The following is a 20,123-nucleotide window of genomic DNA, read 5'->3' as shown; positions in this document are numbered from 1 at the left end:
AAGTATCAAGAAGTGGTCAAATAACCCAATTATCAATGACGAATAACCATAACTAAAGATGAAACGCATATATACAGTAGCCGTCACCGTCCTGATCTGCGCCGTTGGCATGATCCGCGTAGCGGAAGGCCAGTCGAGGAAATATATCAGCCAGTTCAGCCATTTCCAGAATTACTACAACCCCGGCCTGACAGGCTATGAAGGATCGACGGCACGGGCCTTCGTAAGGAACCAGTGGGCGGGTTTCGAGGGTGCACCGGGGACATACTTCCTGTCGGCGGAACTGGACTTCGGGGAGCTGTCGGGGGACGCTGACGCTGCGCTGTTGAGCAAAAACGCGGTTGGGATCAGCCTGCTCCACGACCGCTACGGGACCTTTGTGGACACGGAGCTGATCGCGAGCTACGCCTCCAGGATAAGGCTGGACGCGAACACTAACCTGCGGCTGGGTGCCGGCGTGAACTATAATACGGTGCGTCTGGATGGAAACGCGATGACGCCGGAGCAGGCGGGCGACCCGGTGCTGGGACGCTACCTGAACAGCTTTGCGGACATGCATATCCTGGACTTCAACCTGGGTCTGGCGCTGACACACCGGAACTACTACCTTTCGTATGGGGCGCACAACGTGAACCGGGGTGCAATCCAGTCAGGAGACGTGTTCATGGACCGGAAGCCTGTGACACACATCGTGCAGGCGGGCTTCCGCCAGGCGCTGTCGAAGGACTTTTCGGTGATCCTGAACTTCATGCAGCGGATGCAGGCCGATCTGCCGGACAACACGGAGCTGAACCTGAAGGTGCTGATGCTGGACCGTCTCTGGCTGGGGGCGGGCCACCGGCGGGACTACGCGAACAACTTCCAGTTGGGGCTGGTGCTGGACCGTTTCAGGGTGGGGTATATTTACGAGCTGCCGTCTATAGGCTCCTACCTGCTTCCGAACACCACGCACGAGTTTACGGCGGTGTTTAACCTGTTCCGTTCCAATGAACGGAGGACTGAGGATGAAGTGCTGATTTGGTAGGCGAGTAGCAAGATACGCCTTGACCGGTCCCGGTTTAACCCCCGTACATCCAAGTTGCCTTTCTATGCCGCAGTATGGGTTTTTGGAGTAAAATAGGGAATTTGTCGGACAACAACATCGGCGGTCGGACAAATTTATTAATTTTGGTCCAGCAGTTTACACAAAGGGACCGAACCGATTTGAAGCAATGAAGAAACACGCCATCATCGTGGCCGGGGGAGCGGGGACCCGTATGGGAGCAACCCTACCCAAGCAATACCTTTCATTGAATGGTCTTCCCGTTTTGATGCATACCCTGAATGTGTTTTATCGCGGGAATCCGGCAATCAATCTGATTCTGGTGCTTCCTGAGAAGGATTTTGATTTTTGGAAGGAACTGTGCGGGAAGCATCTTTTTTCGGTTCCCCACAGCTTGGTAAAAGGAGGACATTCAAGGTTTCAATCCGTGAAAAACGGACTGGAAGCCATCCCTTCTTCTGACGGGCTGGTGGCCATTCATGATGGTGTAAGGCCGTTTGTCAAAGAGGAAGTGATTGAAAAGAGCTATCAGGAAGCTGAAAAGACAGGAAGCGCCATCACGGTGGTGCCTTTAAAGGACTCTATCCGCAAGGTGACGGATGACGGCAAATCTTTTTACCAGGAAAGGGAGTATTTCAGGTTGGTGCAGACCCCTCAGACGTTTCGCCTGGACAAAATCAAGCAGGCGTTTGATACAGAGGAAAGATACTATTTTACAGATGACGCCACGGTTTATGAACATCAGGGTTGGCAGGTATCCCTGATCCCCGGCAATCCGGAAAACATCAAGATCACCACTCCGGAGGATTTGGCCTATGCGGAGTTTTTACTTTCCACGAGAGAAAAAACCTGATTTTTTCAGCGAGGGAAAACGGGGATTCACCGATTTTTATGGGCTGTTCAGAGAATTACACTTTTTGAAAAGGAAGTTCCGGTGTAATTTGGTATCGTTATATAAAAAAGCAAAACAATGAGCAGAAGAATCAGAAGCGGCAACCAAATGTTAGGGGTTCTTATCCTTTTGATAGGAGCCTTGCTCTTATTAAAGGAAATGGGGGACTTTTTGCCCTATTGGCTTTTTACATGGCCCATGATATTGATCGTCATAGGGCTGTATACGGGAATCAAGAATGGGTTTCAGAATTTTGGAGCGGTGATCCTGCTCCTTGTCGGTGGCTATTTTCTTCTTAAGGACAAGATGAATTTACCTATAGAAATAGGCCCTTATTTGCTTCCCGCTGCGCTTATCTTTTTAGGCCTGTATATCCTTTTCAGAAGGAAGAAGAAACTGGATATTGACTGGAAAGATTGGGAGGGGAATTACGACCGTTGGGAACGAAAGATAAGGACGGGAAAACCTGGTAAGGAAAAAAGCAAGGACGATGATTCCGATTTTTTGAATGTGGAGGCCATTTTTTGTGGCATCAAGCGGAAGGTGATCTCGAAAAACTTTCAAGGAGGGGAAGTGAGCACTGTTTTCGGAGGCACGGATATCGATTTTCTTCACGCGGATATTGAAAAGCAAGCGGTTATCAACGTGTCTGTGGTTTTCGGTGGCTTGAAATTGCTTGTTCCGGCTCACTGGGATGTGCAGACCAGCTTGAACAACGTGGCGGCCGGTGTAGAAGACAAACGTTACGTGCAACAGGGAACAGTGGATCCGGATAAGAGATTGGTCATCACAGGATCTGTGGTCTTTGGCGGGATAGAGATCACTTCTTATTAAAACCAATTTGTTTTCAAGCGTCCATGGAATGGCACAAAATACCTTTTAGTAAAAGAGACATCCTTTTTTTCCTCTTGCTGGTGTTTGGCTCGGCCACATTTATAGCCATGTACTATGGGCAGTCATGGAAAACCGGTGTGGCGGATGCCGGTTTTTTTGTCATTCAACTTGTCTTAGGGTTGTTTTTACTGGTCAATATGCTTCACTATTATCCTCCCTCCAAAATAAATGCCTGGCCGGCATTGCTGTTTTCTTTGGTTGTGTCCGTTCTGCTTGTGTTTGGGGGAAAATGGTTGGCTAGAGGAATATTGGACACCAATGCGGTATTTTTTGTTTTTTATGAGAAATCCATACCTGCCAGGCTAGGCATCATGTTTTTGCTCCTCTATTGTGTTGCGATTTTTATGCTGCTGATAAAAAACTTTGAAAAGGGGTGGAACCAGCAGCAGCTTGGCGAAATGAGCCGGAAACTTTCCAAGGACGCAGAGCTGTTTTATCTCCGCCAGCAGTTGCAGCCCCATTTTCTTTTCAACAGCCTGAATTCCATTTCGGCACTTTTGGGAAGTGATCCCAAAAAAGCAAGATTAATGTTGCAGGAGCTGGCTGATTTTTTTCGGGCTAGTCTAAAGAAAGACCCTATGAAGTGGGAGAGGGTAGATGAAGAATACAAAATCATATCCCAATACCTTTCCATTGAAAAGGTGAGATTTGGTCACCGCTTGGATTTCCGTTTTAACATGGAAGAGGGGGTAGGGGATTTGATGGTGCCGCCTCTTTTGATCCAGCCTTTAGTGGAAAACGCGATTAAGCATGGGCTTTATGGTGTCACAGGGGATATATTGATTGAATTCACGGCAAAAAAAGAAGGCAATTATTTTGTCATTGTCATCACCAACCCTTGCAGCCAGCAAAGCGGTGGTCCCAGAGGAGTCGGTTTTGGTTTGGAAAGCGTGGAGAGAAGGCTTTATTTGCTGTTTGGGAGAAAGGACCTGCTTCACTATAAAAAAGATAATGATAATTTTACAGTAAGTATGAAAATCCCCCAGCCAAAATGATCCGATGTGTTGCCATAGATGATGAGCCGCTGGCTTTACAGCTTATAGAGGAATACCTGATAGACCATCCGGGTGTGGAAGTGGTGGGCAAATACCATGATGGCTTTTCCGGTCTCAAAGGGATTTCTGAAACAAAGCCTGATCTGATTTTTTTGGACATACAAATGCCAAAGATCAACGGATTTGAGATGCTCGAGTTGGTGGATAACCCGCCCCCTGTCATTTTCACCACCGCTTTTGATGAATTTGCGATTAAGGCTTTTGAAATCCATGCAGTGGATTATTTGTTGAAACCGTTTACCAAGGAGAGGCTGTGGGAGGCGGTTGAGCGGGTGGCCAAACAAACTGGAAGCAGCATTGCCACTGGCCAAAAGCTGCTGGAAAACAGGTTTGTGGGAGAAGGGCAGTTGGAGAGGGTGGTGGTCAAGATCGCTCATCACATTCACATCGTTCCGGTTTTGGATATTCATTATTTTTCCTCAGATGGGGATTATGTCAGCATCCACACCGCGGAGAAAGAGTACCTCAAGTTATCCACTATGAATTTTTTTGAAAATTCTTTGGACCCAAATGATTTTGTCAGGATTCACAGATCCTATATTGTGAATGTAAGTGAAATCACCAAAATAGAGTCTTATCAAAAAGACAGTCAGGTGGTCGTGCTGAAAAACGGGAAAGTGCTTCCTGTAAGTAAGAGTGGTATAGGGAGATTAAAAGCAGTATTGGGGATTTAAAGCGGGAGCCCCATGGGGAACCCCTCCTTAGTGGCTTTTTCCTGCTAAGGAGGGATAAAAATCAATATTCGTCTTCGTTAAAGAAGAAATCGTCTTTCGTAGGATAGTCCGGCCAGATTTCTTCAATGTTTTCATAAGGTTCGCCATCGTCCTCTAATTCCTGGAGGTTTTCCACGACTTCCAAAGGTGCGCCTGAACGGATAGCAAAGTCAATTAATTCATCTTTAGTGGCAGGCCACGGTGCGTCTTCCAAATAGGAGGCAAGTTCTAAAGTCCAATACATAGTCTACACAAATTTTATTGTCCCTGTTAGTGGGATGCAAAAATATAAATTCTTTTTAAAACTTAAATGTTTACGAATCAATTGTTTGTAAGTTCTTTTAATATATGATTTTTAACATCTACTTTTCTTTTATAGGCCCCTAATTTCCTTCTCATTATGGTTTCAAAACCTTCCTCGTGTGATCTGAAATTCTCCGCGTTTTCTTTTACGGTTTCCAATTCTCTCTGATCCCGGTTGATCAGGTCCTTGAGGAGTCCTGCCTTTATCTGCTTTTGCTCGGAAGGTTCCTTGTTTTCAAAATCACTATATTTGGAAAGACAGAGTTTTTCCAAGAAAGATTTTTCAAAAACGATGTCTGCAAAGAATACGAAGGACCTCATACTTTGTTGCGCATTTCTGGGTTTTTTTGGGGGCAGTTTTTTCCACTCCGCCTGCAGTTTTTTGGCCTCCGCAAGTTTGTCCTGATTAATAGGGCCTTCCGAAAGCATTTTCATTTCCTGGACCATACGCTCCATTTTTTTGATCATCAGCCCTGGACTGATTTTTGGCGTATTTTGAGCCATTCTTTTATACTTGCTGAAGATCCTGTTGTTCAGTTTTGAAAACTCATCCCATAAGGGCTGCCTTTTATCGGCAGGGACCCTTCCCGAGGCTTTCCATTCCTTTTGGATCCGCTTGCTGATTTCAAAAGCCAGTTTCACATCCGGGAGGTCATGGGCCTTCCGGGCTTGGTCCAGCAAACCTTCGTATACTTTAATGTTTTTTTCGGCCTGTATGGCCATGTCTTCAAAATAATGCTTCCGGTTGGTGTAAAAAGTGTCCAGCGCTGCCTGGAAAGCATTTTCTATTTCCTCTTCCTGTTCTTTTTCGACCGGACCGGTTTTTAACCACCGTAACTTCAGGTTTTTGAAAGCTTCAGAAGTTTCTTTCCAGTCCGTACTGTTCTGCAGGGCCTCTGCCTCCAGGATAAGTCCTTTTTTGATTTCCAGATTCCGTAACCTGTTGGCCTGTATGATTTCTTCCAGGTATTTCTCCTGCAATTCCAACTCTTCGATCAGCGAAGGGAAATCCCCCAAGGCATCATACTTCATCATGGAGTCTTTCAGATGGATCAGTTTCATAAGAAAAGACCCTTTATTCTGGTTTTCTTGGATGTTTTTTTTTAGGGTGTCCACTTTTTGCCGGAGGACCTCAAAGCGGTCTTCAAAATATTTTATCGTAGAAGCCTCATCTTCTTTTACTTCGCCGATAATCCGGTCTTCCTGGCCCAAAAATCCTTTTAAATAGACCTTGTTTTCTTTTATATATCCATAGGGATGTTCCGTCATGATCAGATAGGTTGGTTGTACTTTCAAGTGGTTTTTTGTCTTTTTTGCAAATTAATTAATTATGCTCCATTTATCCTAAGAAAGGTGATTTTTTACCATCTTTGTCGTTTAAAAATAACAGGAATAAAAGAAGGTCTGCTATGAGTAATGAAAAAATAATTTTTTCTATGGCCGGGGTCTCAAAAATATACCCCCCTCAAAAGAAAATTTTGAAGGATATTTATCTGTCGTTTTTTTATGGTGCCAAAATAGGTGTGCTGGGTCTCAACGGATCCGGGAAAAGTTCTTTGTTAAGGATCATCGCGGGCAAAGACAAGGATTTCTTGGGAGAAGTGGTCTGGTCTCCCGGCTATAGCGTAGGGATGTTGGAGCAGGAGCCTGAACTTGATCAGGATAAGACAGTCAAAGAGGTGGTGGAGGAAGCGGTGGCAAGTACAATCGGCCTTTTGAAGGAATTTGAGGCCATCAATGAAAAATTTATGGATCCCGCTGTCATGGAAGATCCTGAAGCCATGGATAAATTGATCCAACAGCAAGGGGAAGTGCAGGAAAAGCTGGATGCCTGTAATGCCTGGGAATTGGATGTGATGCTGGACAAGGCCATGGATGCGCTTAGACTCCCTCCGGGTGAGGCGGTCATCAAAAACCTTTCTGGTGGGGAAAAAAGAAGGGTGGCGTTGTGCCGCCTTTTGTTGCAGGAACCCGATGTGCTTTTGCTGGATGAGCCGACCAACCACCTGGATGCAGAATCGGTGCACTGGTTGGAGCAACACCTGAAGAACTATAAAGGAACGGTTATCGCCGTAACCCATGACCGGTACTTTCTGGACAACGTGGCGGGATGGATATTGGAACTGGACCGAGGCGAAGGAATCCCCTGGAAAGGAAATTATTCCAGCTGGTTGGAGCAAAAACAGGAGCGCCTGAAAAAGGAAGAAAAGACCGAGTCCAAAAGACAGAAAACCCTGGAAAGGGAGCTGGAATGGATCCGGATGTCCCCCAAGGCAAAGCAGTCCAAGGGCAAGGCAAGACTCAACGCCTATGAAAAGCTGGTAAGTGAGGAATCCAAAGAAAAAGAATCCAAATTGGAACTGTATATTCCCCCTGGACCCAGGCTCGGTTCAAAAGTCATTGAGGTAAACGGGGTCTCCAAAGGCTATGGGGACAACCTGCTTTTTGATGACCTCTCTTTTTCCCTTCCTCAGGGGGGGATTGTCGGGGTAATAGGTCCAAACGGTGCCGGCAAATCCACCCTGTTTAAGCTGATAACGGGCAGCGAAGCGCCTGATGCGGGGCATTTTGAAGTCGGAGAGACCGTGGAGATAGCCTATGTGGATCAGGAGCATGATATTTTGGATGCCGATAAGTCGGTATATGAAATGATATCCGGCGGCAATGAATTTGTCCGGCTGGGCAACAAAGAAGTAAATGCAAGGGCCTATGTAAGTAAATTTAACTTTGCAGGTTCTGACCAGGAAAAAAAGGTAGGGATATTATCCGGAGGGGAGAGAAACAGGGTACACCTGGCCCTGACACTGAAAAAAGGCGGAAACCTTCTGCTTTTGGATGAACCTACCAACGACCTGGATGTGAATACGCTCCGGGCGCTGGAGGAGGCTTTGGAAAATTTCGGAGGCTGTGCGGTGATCATTTCCCACGACCGGTGGTTTTTGGACAGGATCTGTACCCACATTTTGGCATTTGAGGGAAATTCATCGGTATATTGGTTTGAAGGTAATTTTTCCGATTACGAAGAAAACAAGAAAAAAAGATTGGGGGACATTACCCCCAAACGCATCAAGTATAAAAAACTGAAATAGCGTTGTGAAATTTGCAGTTTTATTGCTCTTTTCAGATAAAATTCTGAGTGATTATTGCTCTTTTTTGTTTCTTTGCATTTAGTAAATACTGATTGTATAGAAGAAGGTAAATTATGAGACAGTTGCTGTTAAGGCCTGGCGCTGAGGAATTGAATTATGAGATCAGGGGTATTGTAAAAAAAGCCAGGATGATAGAAAACCTGGGTTATGGCATCACCTGGGAAAATATTGGGGACCCCATACAGAAAAGCAATACCATACCGGGCTGGATGAAGGAGATCGTGGCCGAATTGGTTCAGGATGACCATAGCTACGGTTATGCGGATAGCAAAGGCATGCTGGAAACCAGGGAATATCTTGCACGCATCAACAACCAAAAAGGTGGGGTGCAGATTACTGCAGATGATATTTTGTTTTTTAACGGCTTGGGCGATGGCATCGCCAAACTTTATCAGTTTTTGATTCCCACTGCCAGGATTATCGGCCCTTCCCCGGCTTATTCCACCCACAGTTCCGCTGAGGCTGCCCATGCCAATACCAGCCCGATTACCTATAATCTTGATCCGGACAACAATTGGTATCCGGATATGGATGATCTTTATAATAAGGTGAAATACAACCCCTCTATCGTGGGAATCCTTATCATTAATCCCGACAATCCTACGGGTATGGTTTATCCCAGGGAGGTACTGGACCGCTTTGTGGAAATCGCTCGTGAATTCCGTTTGCTTTTGATTGCGGATGAGATTTACCAGAATATCACCTATAATGGTTTTGAAGCCATTGGCTTGTCCGAGATACTGGGCGATGACCTTCCCGGGATTTCCCTGAAAGGGATCTCCAAGGAATTCCCCTGGCCGGGTTCGAGGTGCGGATGGATGGAGTTTTACAACAAAAACGTTTCCAAGGAATTCTCCAAGTTGTGTATTACTTTGGAAAACGCCAAAATGATCGAAGTCTGTTCTACCACCCTGCCCCAATTGGCCATTCCCAAAATCATGAGCCATCCTGAATATGCCGAATACAGAAAAGAAGCCAATGAAAAGATAGGCCGGCGAAGCCGCATCATGGAGGAGATTTTGGGACCTGTCAAAGGGATCAGGTTTAACAAGACCAAGGGAGCTTTTTACAATACCATAACCTTTGAGGAAGGTCTGCTGGATGAAACCCAGTTTCTTCCGGTGGAGGATCCAAGAATACAGGGTTTTTTAAACCTGTGGTTACAGGAGAAAGAAATGCCGCATGACAAGCGGTTTGTATATAATTTACTGGCGGCCGAACGGATATGCGTGGTGCCTGTGAGTTCTTTTTGCTCTGATTTAAGAGGATTCAGGGTGACCTTGCTGGAGGAAAATGAGGACGTTTTCAGAGACACCTTCGAACGCCTGGCCAGAAGTATCAATGCCTACCTGAAATCTTCCAGCAAAGCTCCGGTCCACTTTTAGGCGGACAAGTCCCTCATGTTCCCTTAGATGCTTCAGTTCTTCACTGGGCTGGATGTCTTGTTCATCTTCTTCAGGTGAAGGCGCGTCTTTGTCCGAAGATAGGCTGTCCAAATCAGGTTGGCCGGCATTCACCCAGGCTGTATACCAGAAATCCGCAATCATTTTGATCGATTTGCGCATTTGACGTTCCACCTGACCTCCCAGCATTCGATGATAGGCCAGGGTGAAGGGCTTGGAATAAACCCGTACATTTATATTTCCCCTTTCTTCATAGCTGTATTTTTTATCTTCGGGAAATTTTAACGTCAGCGTTTTTTCAAAACCCAGGACACTGTCCAAAGCATGATGCGCCTGGCTGACCGATTCCCATATAGCCAGTTGGGGTTCCTGCATGTAAATGGCTTTGCCTACAAAGAAATCATACTCCTCTGCAAAGACCTCAGGAACCCTGCTTTCCCAAAAACCATGTATCCCGTGTTGCCCGGTCAGCTGGCCGTTGTAATTTTTGGTGGTATGCAATGGGACATTGATATCACCGAGGTAATGACCCAGATCTGCCGCAAGCCTTAAAATGGCGTTCTTGTCTTTCCGCTCAAAAGCTCTGGTAAGCTGGAGGAAGGTTTGATAAGCGCTCCAGGGGCCAATCCCGAAACTTCTAAGGCTGTCTTCCCCGAAATGTTGTACAGCTGTCTGCCAATAGCGGGGAAGGTGATACAACGCACTGTCCCCATAAGCGTCCACATCAATAAAATGCTTCTCTGCTTCTCCTTTTACCGCATATCTCCTTCTGTCGGGGTTGACAGCATTCTCCGTGATGTATTGAATGTTTTCTTTAAAAAAACCGATCATTTCAGGAGGCAGGGAAAATACGGCTTGCCGGTTTATTTTTTTGTGAGCATAAAAACCCCAGGCCATGGTCTCCTGTGACCCCATCGTGAAAAAGCATATTATCAAAAAAAGGTATTTCATTATGATTTCAGATTTAAAAACTTAATTACCAAGGTAATTTATAATTTTTTTTGCCTTTCTGAAATAGTTTGTGTTTGTAATACACCGTTTTTTCTTCATTTTTGTAGGGCATGATGGCTTATGGAAAGCATTAATGAAGAAATTTTTTGTAGTTAAAAATAAAACCGTTAAATTTGCGCTTCTAATTCGCAGGGATTTAAAAAGACACTAAGTTAAAAATACAATATGGCAAATCACAAATCGGCTTTAAAGAGAATTCGTGCTAATGAAGCCAAAAGGTTGAGAAACAGGTATCAAGCCAAAACTACCAGAACTTTTATCAAAAGACTGAGAAATACGCACGATAAGGAAGAAGCTCAGGAACTGTACAAGGAAGTTTCTTCTATGTTGGACAAATTGGCTAAAAAGAATATCATACATAAAAATAACGCTGCCAACAAAAAGTCAAGTCTCGCTAAGCTGGTTAATTCCCTGTAATCAACGAAGCTTATTGTATAAAAATATTGGACTCCGCTTTTCGCGGAGTTTTTTTTTGGCTTTGATTTTTTTATTTTTAAGTCGTTCCAGATGGGGAGCAAAATGGAATTGGCGTTCTGAATTTTCAATTTTGGGCAGACAGTTACCTTTATGTATAGATAGAACTTTTCTGAATTTTTTATTATGGAAGACTATATTTCAATTCGTATCTCTGCATTGGCGGAGGAAGACAGACCAAGAGAAAAACTATTGCTGCGGGGCAAAGGGAATTTATCCGACGCAGAATTGATTGCCATTTTAATAGGATCGGGTTCCCGTTCGCTTAGCGCTGTGGATCTGGCGAAACACATTCTCCACAGTGTCGACAACGATCTGGCCCGGTTGGCCAGGATGTCTGTCAACGATCTTAAAAAATTTAAGGGGATCGGGGAAGCAAAGGCGATAAGTATCGTGAGTGCATTGGAGCTGGGAAGAAGGAGAAAAACGGCAGATCCGCAAAAAAAGATAAAAATAAGTTGTTCGGGAGATGTGTATGAACTGATGAGAGGAGAACTTCTGGATGAGAGCATAGAGTATTTTTATGCACTGTTATTGAACAGAAACAACCAGGTAATCAAAAAGCAGCTGATCAGTCAGGGCGGTACTTCTGCCACCATCGCCGACCCAAAACTGATATTCAAGTATGCCATGGAGAACCTCGCCAGTGCATTGATTTTGGTCCATAACCACCCCTCCGGCAATTTGAAACCGTCCGCCTCCGACATCAGCCTGACCAAAAAACTTTGTCTGGTGGGCAAAAATCTCGAGCTTCCCGTACTGGACCATGTTATTTTCACAGATCTTGGCTATTTTAGCTTCGCTGATGAAGGAATGATATGAAAATGAATCAGAAAAACATTGTATGGGTATTGATAGTCTTGGTGGTATTGGGTTCTTTATTGTATACCTTATCCGGTGGGGAGAGCCCCGAGCAATACCGGGAAAGAATTGAAGAAGAACGGGAAAGACAGTTTAAATTTCTTAAGTTCAACGCAGATTCTCCGCTGACCGGCGAGCAAAAGTCCGAGTTGGATCAACTTGAGTTTTTTCCGGTTGACCCTGTCTACAAGGTGAAAGCCAGAATGGTGCCGGCACAAAACCGGAGAATGCTGGAGTTGCCGATGACCGACGGGTCGGTGGAGAGATATATCCGGCATTCATTTGCGGAGTTTGAGTTGGAAGGGCGCATTTTGCGTCTGTTGTTGCTACAGGCAGCGGATGAAAAGGATAGCCGGAATTTTTTCCTGGCATTTGCTGATGCCACCAGTGGCGATGTTACTTATGGAGGAGGGAGGTACATCAATCTCAGACAAGACGGGCAGAATTCTGTTACCATTGATTTTAATTTGGCCTACAACCCCTATTGTGCGTACAACCCGGACTATGCCTGTCCGCTTCCCCCAAAGGAAAACGTGTTGGATGTCCCTATTTTGGCAGGGGAGAAAAATTACATAAAATAACCTTTAGGTACAGGGCATTTATAGTAAATTTGTGCCTTAGTCAAAACCGGAAAAATGAAAATTTCAATAAACAGACTTAAAGATTATATACCATTTGACCATTCTTCAGAAGAAATTGCCGATTTACTCACAGCTTCCGGGCTGGAGGTGGAGGGGATTTCTACTTTTGAATCCGTAAAGGGGAGTCTTGAGGGCATCGTGATAGGCGAGGTCGTCAGTTGTGTCCCCCATCCCAATGCAGACAATCTCAGTCTCACCAAGGTGGATGTAGGCCATGATGTGCTTCCCATAGTCTGCGGAGCGCCCAACGTAGCCGAAGGCCAAAAAGTCCCTGTTGCTTTGGTAGGGACAGCTTTGTATGGAAACAACGGGAGTGCCTTTGTAATAAAAAAAGCCAAGATCAGAGGGGAGGTTTCCCAAGGAATGATCTGCGCCGAAGATGAATTGGGATTGGGAGAAAGCCATGATGGTATTCTGGTGCTGGATACCCAGCTTCCCAATGGCACACCTGCCAACCGCTATTTCGAAGTTGTGAAATCGGATGTGCTGGAGATAGGCCTGACTCCGAACAGAGCTGATGCGGCTTCCCATTTGGGGGTGGCCAGGGACCTGAAGGCACTTCTTAATGGAGAACTCAGCCTTCCGGATGTATCCGGTTTCAAAGTGGATAACCATGACAAGGGCATCAAAGTAAGTGTGGAAAGCAGTCAGGATTGTCCCCGGTACGCCGGCCTGACCATCACCGGGTTAAAAATAGCTCCTTCACCAAAATGGCTGCAGGATTACCTCCGCGCGCTGGATTTGGAACCCATTAACAATGTGGTGGACATCACCAATTTTGTTCTTCATGATCTTGGCCAGCCTTTGCATGCCTTTGATCTGGACAGGATCAAAGGGGGAGAAATCATTGTCAAACGCATGCCCCAAGGGGCCTCTTTCATTACGCTGGATGGAAAAGAACGAAAACTCACCGGTGAAGAACTTATGATTTGCGATGCCAGGGAAGGGCTTTGTATGGCAGGGATCCTTGGAGGGTTGGATTCGGGGGTAAGTGACGGGACCACTGCTATATTTTTGGAAAGTGCCTGTTTTTCCCCGGATATTATCCGGAAGGGAGGGCAGCATCATGGCATAAAAACAGATGCCTCTTTCCGGTTTGAGCGGGGCACGGACCCCAATATGCCGGTTTTCGCCTTGAAAAGAGCGGCAATGCTTATCTGTGAAATAGCTGGTGGAAAGGTTTCATCGCCTATCACAGATGTTTATCCCGATCCGGTTGAGGATTTTTCTGTTCCCGTAAAATACCAGCATGTGGACAGGTTGATTGGAAAAAAAATCGACCGGCAGGAAATCAGAAAAATCCTGGAGGCTTTGGAAATAGCTGTGGAAGATGAAAGCGAAAATGGATTTACGGCAAAAGTGAAACCGTACAGGGTGGATGTGACCCGCGAGGCAGATGTTATAGAAGAAATTCTGCGGATATATGGGTTTGAAGCAATCAAACTCCAGGAAACTTACCAGTCGGATTATCTGGCAGAGCATCCCGAAAAGGATGAAAACAAGCTTCAATACAGGGTTTCCGAATTGCTTGCCGCCCAGGGGTTCCAGGAAATCCTGACCAATTCCCTTACCAAGCCCTTCTATACGGAGAAGTCAGGGTACTTGGACCGGGATAGAGACGTGGAGATTTTGAACAAGCTGAGCGAAGATCTTGGGGTACTCCGTCAAACCCTTTTGTTTGCAGGACTGGAAGTATTGGCTTACAATATCAACAGAAGACAGAAAGACCTTAGGTTTTTCGAATTTGGCTCGGTTTATGCCAAAACAGAGAACGGGTATGAAGAAGCAAAAAGACTTTCCTTATTTATAAGCGGCAATTTGACCCAGGAGAGCTGGCTTCAGGAGACAAGGCCCGTTGGGTTTCCTGATCTGTACGCCGTGGCGGAAAGTTTATTGACGAAGTTGAACCTCGAGCAGACTGAAGTGGAAATCGTGGAAGCTGCTCCTTTTGACCACGCCTTGGTAATGTATATCAATCATCATGAAATTGGAAAAATAGGGCTTTTGCGTGAAAAAACAGCGGCGCTGGCCGGCGTGAAGCAGGAAGTTTATTTTGCGGAATTCAATTGGAGTTTATTGGCCGGCATGGCGGGAGGACTTGACAGGTTCATGGAGATTTCCAAGTTTCCGGAAGTCAGAAGGGATTTATCCCTGGTCATTGATAAATCGGTTACTTTTGACCGCATCCGCCGGCTGTCTCTTAAGACAGGAGGAAAGCTTTTAAAGCGGATCAATGTCTTTGATGTTTACAAGGGGGATAAAATCGATGCGGGTAAGAAGGCCTATGCGATGAGTTTTTATCTTCAGGACAATCAACAGACCCTCACCGATAAGGTCATTGACAAAACCATGAACAAATTAATGCAGGCTTTTGAAAAAGAGATAGGTGCCCTGATCCGGAAATAACTATGGTGTTCGAAGAACTTCAACGATTGGAAAAGCTCGCTGAGCAGGTTGCCCGCAAGGTGCGGCTGCTGGAACAGGAGAATACGGCTCTTAAAAATCAGCTGTTAAGTTATGAGGAGCGGATGCGGGAAAAGGAAGAAGCACTCGAACATTTTAAAAATCAAATTAAAATTAGTAAAATTGTAAGAAACATACCGGTAGAAAATAAAGAGTCTGCTGAATTGAGAGGAAGAATTGATAACTATATAAAAGAAATCGATAAGATAATTACCTACTTGTCTGAATAAAATGGAGACACTTTCAATCAAAATAAAAATAGGAGATAGGGAATATCCTATGAAAGTGAAGGCGGAGGACGAGGCCAGAATCAGACGGGCAGGAAAACTTATCAATGACAAAATCAAGAGATACAGGGAGGAATTTGGTCTGGATGACAGACAGGACCTGCTTGCCATGGTAGCCTTTGATTGTATGGTGGAAACCATGGAATTAAGTGAGACAAACGCTGAGGGAAGTGAACAGGTGAAGCACACCATCCAACAGATCAATGACCGATTGACATCATTATTGTAAATGCGTATAGTTATTTGACGGCTCATTTCCAGAGGAACTTTTTTTCCGGTAGATAAACTAAATATATCTATGGGAATTTCATTATACATCATCTTGGCCGGCGCCGTCGGCATAGTGCTGGGCGCCATATTGGCGGGTTTATTCATCAAAAACAACAGTAAGAAAATAGAGACAGAGGCCAAAGAGAAAGCCAAAAGCATTGTCAGGGAAGCGGAAATCACCGCAGAGGGCATCAAAAAGGATAAGATATTAGAAGCAAAGGAAAAGTATCTCAGGCTCAAGTCCGATTTTGAGGAAGAAGTAGGGAAAAAAAAGAATATCCTCATCACCAACGAAAATAAGCTGAAGCAGCGGGAACAGCTCCTTTCCAAAGAAATGGAACAGCTGAAACGCAAAGAGGCAGAGCTGGACAGTAAAAAAGAAAACCTCAGTGCCCAGTTGCATGTGGTGCAGGTGAAAAAGGAGGAGCTGGATAAAGTGACCCAGCAGCGGATCACTGATCTGGAAAAGGTTGCCTTGCTTACCCGGGAAGAAGCCAGAGAACAGCTGATAGAAATGCTCAAGGATGAGGCGACCACGAGGGCATCTTCCCATATCAAGGACATTCTGGACCAAGCCAAGCTCAGTGCCACTAAGCAAGCCAAAAAAATTGTTTTGGACACCATACAGCGAACGGCGACTGAGCATGCTATTGAAAACTGCGTTTCCGTATTCAACATTGAAAGCGATGATGTCAAAGGCAAGATCATTGGCAGGGAAGGAAGGAATATCAGGGCGCTTGAAGCCGCTACGGGTGTGGAAATCGTGGTTGATGATACCCCGGAGGCGATTATCATATCCGGTTTTGATCCCATCAGAAGAGAGGTGGCCCGTTTGGCGCTTCACAGATTGGTGCAGGACGGCCGTATACACCCCGCACGCATAGAGGAGGTCGTGGCGAAGACCGAGAAAAACATCGATGAGGAAATCATAGAAATAGGGGAAAGAACCTGTATCGATCTTGGCATTCACGGCTTGCATCCCGAGTTGATCAAGATGGTGGGCAGGCTGCGTTTCCGTTCTTCTTATGGCCAAAACCTCTTGCAGCATTCCAGGGAAGTGGCCAAGCTTTGTGCCACCATGGCTGCTGAAATGGGGTTCAATGCCAAGCTGGCCAAACGGGCCGGATTGCTGCATGATATCGGCAAGGTTTATCCCGAAGAAGCGGAACTTCCCCACGCCATTCTGGGTATGGAGCTGGCGAAGAAATACAAGGAGCATCCCGAGGTCATCAACGCCATCGGTGCCCACCACGATGAAATAGAAATGACCTCCATGCTTTCTCCCATTGTGCAGGCGTGTGATGCCATTTCGGGCTCAAGACCCGGAGCAAGAAGGGAGATTATGGACAGCTACATCAAGCGCCTGAAGGATCTGGAAGACCTGGCTCTGAGCTTTGATGGGGTCAACAAGTGTTTTGCCATGCAGGCCGGCCGCGAACTCAGGGTGCTGGTGGATGCCGATAATGTGGATGATACCACGGCAGGTAAGCTTTCCTTTGATATTTCCCAGAAGATAGAGAAGGAAATGCAGTACCCCGGACAAATCAAGATCACGGTGATCCGGGAAATGCGGGCGGTGAACTACGCCAAATAGAAGAATCTGTTCTGAAAAAGACTCCCTGTTCTTTGGATGGGGAGTTTTTTTTATTCTGGCCACCTCGTTGGAAAGTGCCGGAAAAGGTGGTGGTGGTTGTCCGTCCTTCGATCATAATTCTTCTACCTCTATCAGAAAGCTTTGCTGATCCACTTCAAAATCTTCATAAGACATTTCTTCCAAACGGATATCTTGCCAATCCGTGGTGGGATGGATCCATCCAAAAGTACCGGAGAAGGTAGTGATTCGGATGGGCATGCTGAAATTATCCACATCAGCTTCCCACTTATAGTTCACCACCAATGAATGGTTTTTTTCTTCCAGTTTAAGGATGAGCTTGGGCAATCCGGCATGTTTTAAGTACTGATCAAAAAAATAAGTATAATCAGCTTTGGTTTTGATATTGATATAATTCACCAAATCGTCTGTTGTTATTGTCTGGTAACGAAAATCACATTGGATGCCCGACTGCAGCGCTAACCAGAGTTCATCATTATCCAACACATTCCTAAAAGTATGCAATACCAGAGCACCTTTGCCGTACATATCCCCGATATCATAATGGATATGGTTGACATCGCGCACCCCAATAATGGGTTCTCTCCCAATCACCTGATCCGGCAAATCTTGGATAAAGCCCGCCTCCCCCTCTTCTCCAAATAAATCCATCATATACAGTCTTTCGGAATAAGTGGCAAAAGCTTCATGGAACCACATATCGGCCATGTCCTTACAGCTTACATTATTTCCCCACCACTCGTGCGCCACTTCATGCCAAACCAATCCCATTGGCGCTTCCAATGGCTCTTTTACCTCATGTTCCGGAATTTTGCCAAAGCTCACCGCACTTTGATGTTCCATGGGATAGAGGGACTCCATTAACTTAAATCCATCCCTCGGAAAAGGATATTTGCCATAATGGCTTTCTAAGACAGCCAGCATAGGTTTTACACCATCAAATATGATTTTTCCTTTTTCCAGGTTATATGGCATGACATAATAATCGAGGGTAAGGGTATCATCAGTGATATGAAGGTCCTGTAAATGCATATATTTACCAATATTCAAGGTCACATTGTAATTATTGATGGGGTAGGTGACATACCATTCGTAGCGGGTCAGATTACCCGGTAACTCGGTAGTTTTGCGAAGCCTGCCGTTAGAAATATTCATAAGCCCCTTTGGTACAGTTACAGCTATCCTTGCACTGTCCGGCTCATCTGATAAATGGTCCTTGTTGGGCCACCACAAGCTGGCGCCTGAGCCCTGGCACACTACCTGAACCCATGGGTTACCTTCTTCGTCCTTTTCCCACATAAAACCACCATCCATGGAGATATCCTTATTGGGTTCTTTGGGTTTACCTGAATAAAAAACAGTGATTTCTTCCTCGGTACCTTGTTTTAGCGGATTGGGGAATTCAATAAAAACAGCGTTGAATTCTCTGGTATAATCCAGTTCTGTGTTCCCATAGAGGATTTTGTGGATTTCCATATTGGCATAAAGATCCACTTGCATATTTTTAAAAGGTTCAGTTACAAGAAACCTGATCTTGTTGCTGCCGCTGATGAATCGGTCGTCAATGTACACCTCAACATCCAGATCATAAAAAGTGACATCATAACAGGTACGTAATGGGGTCAGTTGTCCGCGCAGGGAATCTGCCCGGGTGAACCCGTTTTGTCTGTTTGAAACTGGCGTATGTGGCTGATGGACTGCATTTCCGGAAAAAGTGGAAGTAGTATCTGTATAAACTGTAAATTCACCGGATATACTGGAGGAAGTGGGATGGATGACATTAAAATTCTCCCAGAAAAGCTCATCATCAGAAAAGTGTTTGCCAGAATGCTCCCCGGTATAGATACGATCCATATGTGCCAGTTTATCATTGCTGCTATATATATCGGTGACAGTCAGGAATAGATTGGTTTTCCACAAGTTGTTTTTCATGTTTCTGCTTCTGCTGTTGACCAAGCCTTCGAAATCCCGCTGGACATCCCTTACATACCATTTGTGATTGTGGTTGTCGAAGTTGATGACTTCCTTGAAATAAGATAGTTTCAGGCTGGCTTTTGTTACCATTGTTCCTATTTTTTTCTGCAGCGCATTCCTGCTGTTTTCCAAATCGATCCCTTTTTGTGTCGATTCGAGTTCCCACCTCACGAAAGCCAATGACTGGGTTTCCAAATACATCTTACCCTGAACATATGCTTTTTTATTGTGCTTGGGAGAAATTTCTATTTCATACATATCTTTTTGACCGTCTGAGATAATTCTGTTGAGATGGAACTCATAGTCTTTTAAATTCTTCTCGTTAAGCATACTGTGCTTGTGAGGCTTTTTATAGAATCTTATAAAATCTCCGCTTCTTATGGTGTATTTGGCACCGCCCTGTAAGCGAAGGACGTGATATAGCATGGGATCTGCCGAATGGTCCAGATTTTTCCTCCTTTCTTTGACTGTGGTGATCTGGTCGTCCAGTTCTTTACTGACGTAGGAGGGTCTGTCAACTTCCAATACGGATTCGATAAAGGTAACTTCCTGATCTTCCAATGTGGTCTCCTCACGGTAAAAAGCTCTATATTGAGTAGCAGCGGTATCATAATTGGAGGGGATAGCAGCAATGGCTTCTTTAATGATTTCCACCGCACTTTTCCGCTGTGCTTCTACCAACACTTCGTCCAGTACAACTGTAGCAGGCTTTAAAGATATGGAGAGGGGGCCTTCTTTGATGTCCGAAATAGGTTGGGTAAATGTTTGATAGCCTATAAAAGAAACCATCAGGCTGTCCTGTTGCAGTTTTTCGGGTACTTTAATAATAAAAGCACCTTCTCCGTTAGAAACCGTGCCGGTGCTTGTGCCTGCTATTCCTACATTGGCATAGGGAACAGGAGTGAAAGTTTCCGCGTCGATGATTCTTCCTGTGATGGTGCGGTGGGTTTGTTGGGCCAATAATGAAGGAATTGCCACCGTATAGAACAGAATGGTTGCGAATGCCTTTGTTTGCCAGGTAGTGCTCATGGTCTTGAAATTTGGGAGCAATACAGTAAAATAGATGGTAATAATCTACT

The 20,123-nt window shown here is 45.2% G+C and carries 17 protein-coding genes and 1 pseudogene; 14 read left to right on the top strand and 4 right to left on the bottom strand.

What is annotated here, in order from left to right:
- Positions 1-58: 58 nt before the first annotated feature.
- The 5 genes from ACFPFU_RS13850 to ACFPFU_RS13830 all read left to right on the top strand — a co-directional run bounded on the left by ACFPFU_RS13850 (position 59) and on the right by ACFPFU_RS13830 (position 4,557).
- Positions 59-1,024 carry a PorP/SprF family type IX secretion system membrane protein gene (locus tag ACFPFU_RS13850; protein ID WP_377065358.1) on the top strand — a complete coding sequence of 322 codons (966 nt, stop codon included), beginning with the start codon at positions 59-61 and terminating at the stop codon, positions 1,022-1,024.
- A 187-nt stretch (positions 1,025-1,211) separates the two neighbouring features.
- Positions 1,212-1,895 (top strand): 2-C-methyl-D-erythritol 4-phosphate cytidylyltransferase, encoded by a 684-nt coding sequence (locus ACFPFU_RS13845; protein ID WP_377065357.1) that lies wholly within the window; start codon positions 1,212-1,214, stop codon positions 1,893-1,895.
- Positions 1,896-2,012: 117 nt separating this feature from the next.
- A complete protein-coding gene (locus ACFPFU_RS13840; protein ID WP_377065356.1) occupies positions 2,013-2,768 on the top strand; it encodes a LiaF transmembrane domain-containing protein in 756 nt (251 codons plus the stop codon).
- A gap of 23 nt (positions 2,769-2,791) precedes the next feature.
- Positions 2,792-3,823: a sensor histidine kinase gene (locus ACFPFU_RS13835; RefSeq protein WP_377065355.1), complete on the top strand. Its 1,032-nt coding sequence runs from the start codon at positions 2,792-2,794 to the stop codon at positions 3,821-3,823.
- Positions 3,820-4,557, top strand: a complete 738-nt coding sequence (locus tag ACFPFU_RS13830; protein WP_377065354.1) for a LytR/AlgR family response regulator transcription factor — start codon at positions 3,820-3,822, stop codon at positions 4,555-4,557. The genes ACFPFU_RS13835 and ACFPFU_RS13830 overlap by 4 nt, the downstream gene beginning before the upstream one ends.
- Before the next feature lie 61 nt (positions 4,558-4,618).
- Here the strand turns inward: ACFPFU_RS13830 and ACFPFU_RS13825 are convergent, their stop codons facing one another.
- On the bottom strand, positions 4,619-4,840 hold the full coding sequence (locus ACFPFU_RS13825) for a DUF2795 domain-containing protein (protein WP_010855875.1): 222 nt from the start codon (positions 4,838-4,840) through the stop codon (positions 4,619-4,621).
- 77 nt (positions 4,841-4,917) lie between these two features.
- A complete protein-coding gene (locus ACFPFU_RS13820) occupies positions 4,918-6,168 on the bottom strand; it encodes a DUF349 domain-containing protein (protein ID WP_377065493.1) in 1,251 nt (416 codons plus the stop codon).
- Positions 6,169-6,308: 140 nt separating this feature from the next.
- Between ACFPFU_RS13820 and ettA the strand changes: the two genes are divergently transcribed.
- Positions 6,309-7,988: an energy-dependent translational throttle protein EttA gene (gene ettA, locus ACFPFU_RS13815; RefSeq protein ID WP_377065353.1), complete on the top strand. Its 1,680-nt coding sequence runs from the start codon at positions 6,309-6,311 to the stop codon at positions 7,986-7,988.
- Positions 7,989-8,101: 113 nt separating this feature from the next.
- The gene (locus ACFPFU_RS13810) at positions 8,102-9,433 is read left to right on the top strand and encodes a pyridoxal phosphate-dependent aminotransferase (RefSeq protein ID WP_377065352.1); all 1,332 of its coding nucleotides are present in this window, start codon (positions 8,102-8,104) and stop codon (positions 9,431-9,433) included.
- 98 nt (positions 9,434-9,531) lie between these two features.
- On the opposite strand, the pseudogene ACFPFU_RS13805 reads toward ACFPFU_RS13810, so the two are convergent.
- A pseudogene (locus tag ACFPFU_RS13805) lies at positions 9,532-10,402 on the bottom strand (zinc dependent phospholipase C family protein); the annotation flags it as partial.
- Positions 10,403-10,627: 225 nt separating this feature from the next.
- On the opposite strand from ACFPFU_RS13805, the gene rpsT reads away from it, so the two are divergent.
- The 7 genes from rpsT to rny all read left to right on the top strand — a co-directional run bounded on the left by rpsT (position 10,628) and on the right by rny (position 17,052).
- Entirely contained in the window at positions 10,628-10,879 is a 252-nt protein-coding gene (gene rpsT / locus ACFPFU_RS13800) for a 30S ribosomal protein S20 (protein ID WP_377065351.1), read from the top strand.
- Between the two features lie 183 nt (positions 10,880-11,062).
- Positions 11,063-11,758 (top strand): RadC family protein, encoded by a 696-nt coding sequence (gene radC, locus ACFPFU_RS13795; protein WP_377065350.1) that lies wholly within the window; start codon positions 11,063-11,065, stop codon positions 11,756-11,758.
- A gap of 2 nt (positions 11,759-11,760) precedes the next feature.
- Positions 11,761-12,378: a DUF1684 domain-containing protein gene (locus tag ACFPFU_RS13790; RefSeq protein ID WP_377065349.1), complete on the top strand. Its 618-nt coding sequence runs from the start codon at positions 11,761-11,763 to the stop codon at positions 12,376-12,378.
- Between the two features lie 54 nt (positions 12,379-12,432).
- Entirely contained in the window at positions 12,433-14,844 is a 2,412-nt protein-coding gene (gene pheT / locus ACFPFU_RS13785; protein ID WP_377065348.1) for a phenylalanine--tRNA ligase subunit beta, read from the top strand.
- Between the two features lie 2 nt (positions 14,845-14,846).
- On the top strand, positions 14,847-15,131 hold the full coding sequence (locus ACFPFU_RS13780; protein ID WP_377065347.1) for a hypothetical protein: 285 nt from the start codon (positions 14,847-14,849) through the stop codon (positions 15,129-15,131).
- 1 nt (position 15,132) lies between these two features.
- The gene (locus ACFPFU_RS13775; RefSeq protein ID WP_377065346.1) at positions 15,133-15,417 is read left to right on the top strand and encodes a cell division protein ZapA; all 285 of its coding nucleotides are present in this window, start codon (positions 15,133-15,135) and stop codon (positions 15,415-15,417) included.
- 69 nt (positions 15,418-15,486) lie between these two features.
- Positions 15,487-17,052 (top strand): ribonuclease Y, encoded by a 1,566-nt coding sequence (gene rny, locus ACFPFU_RS13770; protein ID WP_377065345.1) that lies wholly within the window; start codon positions 15,487-15,489, stop codon positions 17,050-17,052.
- A 111-nt stretch (positions 17,053-17,163) separates the two neighbouring features.
- Here the strand turns inward: rny and ACFPFU_RS13765 are convergent, their stop codons facing one another.
- Positions 17,164-20,073: a M1 family metallopeptidase gene (locus ACFPFU_RS13765; protein ID WP_377065344.1), complete on the bottom strand. Its 2,910-nt coding sequence runs from the start codon at positions 20,071-20,073 to the stop codon at positions 17,164-17,166.
- Positions 20,074-20,123: the final 50 nt, after the last annotated feature.

This window comes from Negadavirga shengliensis, assembly GCF_042652345.1.
GTDB classification, from domain to species: Bacteria; Bacteroidota; Bacteroidia; order Cytophagales; family Cyclobacteriaceae; genus Negadavirga; species Negadavirga shengliensis.
The sequence above is the reverse complement of the archived record's forward strand: the minus strand, read 5'-3'. Positions and strand labels throughout refer to the sequence as shown.